The organism is Ruminococcus sp. RTP21358st1_G6_RTP21358_211008, assembly GCF_040908885.1.
GTDB lineage: Bacteria > Bacillota > Clostridia > Lachnospirales > Lachnospiraceae > Blautia_A > Blautia_A faecis.
In genome coordinates this window covers 1-1,630 of record NZ_JBDGDM010000107.1, presented here as the reverse complement: position 1 = coordinate 1,630, position 1,630 = coordinate 1, and the positions used below count along the sequence as shown (strand labels likewise).

Sequence of the window (1,630 nt, the reverse complement as noted above, 5' to 3'; positions counted from 1 at the left end):
CAATGCTAGCAATATAGTGTCAACTTAAGCCAGTTATATTGGCTCATCTGTTCCTTGAAAACTAAATAGTAAAAATATACAATTTTGTGCGACAAATATCGGCACTATGTACACTTGACAAAGTGGCCAAAATTTGCGGCGAAGCCTTTTGAATATACACTTTCAGGAGGTACGCTATGAATTATTCTGATTTAATTACCCTTATTTTGACACAACTGCGAACCCACGTTAATTCAGACCAGTTTCTTGAGCAGTTCCGACGCTCAAAAGCATTTGTAAGACACCGCAAGCTTACATTAAAGCAGGTAGTTGCCTATCTTATCTATTCAAAAAAGCGCTCAATGGATATTGAATTGTCCGCACTTCAACGGCAGATTCCTGACATCGAGTTTCCCGATGTTTCACGACAGGCAGTCTCCAAAGCCAGGCGTGGCATCCTGCCAGATCTTTTCAAGGAACTTTTTGATGAACAGGTTGAAACTGTATACAAACATGCCGCTTGTTCAAAAAGCTGGTTTGGATACCGTGTTTTCGCTGTTGATGGATCTACGCTGGAGATCCCATTATCCAACGACACATCCTCTGAATTTGGAACGATTACAAGCTGTAATAACCAGGATATTTGCTGGGTGGAGGGTCTTCTTTCCACTATCTATGATGTCTTTCTTGATCAGATAGTCGATGGGCAGATATATACAAAAGGAACTGGAGAGCGTGATCCTTCGAGGGAACATTGGACCAGGTTACATGAATTAAATCTTGCCCAGAATGCACTGCTCGTCTTTGACCGTGGTTATTATTCAAAAGAATTATACGAGGATCTGGTTTCTGATGGCTGTCATGTTCTGATGCGTTTAAACAAGGGGAATCATCTTACCCGGTTAGGCTCTGATGATTTTTCATGGACTGCTGCTTCAGCAGATGGCAAACCGGTCCTTTACCGAATTGTAAGAGTACCACTGCCAGAACAATCAAACGAGGAAGCGGAATATCTGGTCACTAATATCACAGATCCGTCTATTTCTCCTGCATTGCTTTATAACCTTTATTTTGAAAGATGGAATATCGAAACAAAATACCGGGAACTCAAGGAATGGTGGGAACTGGAAGAATTCACAGGAACAAGCTGTAATTCCATTGAGCAGGAATTATACATAAACCTGTTGTTCTCCAATCTTGCTGCGCTTGTTAAAACAGAAGCAGACAGCATAGTAAAACAGAAAGCATTTATCAAAAACAAGTGGGCCTACCAGTCAAAACGGACTTTCATTATCGGTGAGGTAAAAGCCCTGGTGCCACAATTACTTTTTATGTCCATAGAAATTCTGCCAGTCATTACAAATCTGATCCTAAAAGCATCAAAAAAGCGTTCACAGATTCACCCTGGCAGATGCTATGAACGCTCTAAAAAGAATAGAGACCGAAAACATCTTCGCACAAGAAAATCGGTACTCTAACTCCTACACAAGAGAAGACCATTTTTAAAGGCCTATCCCGTATAGGTCTGTTTAACTATACCATAAATCCGGCAATAAGGCGAGATACTATTTTTACTATTTAGTTTTCAAGGAGCGAAATTAAATAAGCAGAATCATAACGATTTTAAGTTGACACTATATTGCTAGCATTG

The 1,630-nt window shown here is 40.2% G+C and carries 1 protein-coding gene; it reads left to right on the top strand.

The window, feature by feature from the left end; translation table 11 throughout:
- Window positions 1–176 precede the first annotated feature (176 nt).
- Window positions 177–1,457: an IS4 family transposase gene (locus tag AB5Z12_RS20720; protein WP_055052401.1), complete on the top strand. Its 1,281-nt coding sequence runs from the start codon at window positions 177–179 to the stop codon at window positions 1,455–1,457.
- Window positions 1,458–1,630 lie beyond the last annotated feature (173 nt).